At 62.0% G+C, this 303-nt stretch carries 1 protein-coding gene; it reads left to right on the top strand.

The window, feature by feature from the left end; all coding sequences use genetic code 11:
• The coding region (locus BMG07_RS41090) for a transposase (RefSeq protein ID WP_198089248.1) at positions 1 to 199 on the top strand (199 nt) is incomplete at its 5' end.
• Positions 200 to 303 lie beyond the last annotated feature (104 nt).

Below are 303 nucleotides of genomic sequence, written 5' to 3'. Positions count from 1 at the left end.
CTGCAAGGCCAGCATCCGCGCGAAGGTGGAGCACCCGTTCCGCGTGATCAAGCGGCAGTTCGGCCTCGCGAAAGTGAGGTTCAAGGGACTGGCCAAGAACACGGCGCATGTGATCACGCTGTTTGCGTTGTCGAATCTGTGGATGGCCAGGAAGAAACTGATCGCGATGCTGGGGCAGGTGCGTCCGCAGACGGCGTGAAGAGCCGCAGGGGCTCTCAAACGCATGGGGCGATCGGCGAGACGGGCGCCGCAAGCGCAACCACCAAATACGCGCGCTCGCCATCAAGCCAACTTACGAGTTGA

Source organism: Variovorax sp. E3 (assembly GCF_016082275.1).
GTDB lineage: Bacteria > Pseudomonadota > Gammaproteobacteria > Burkholderiales > Burkholderiaceae_C > Variovorax.
The sequence above is the reverse complement of the archived record's forward strand: the minus strand, read 5'-3'. Positions and strand labels throughout refer to the sequence as shown.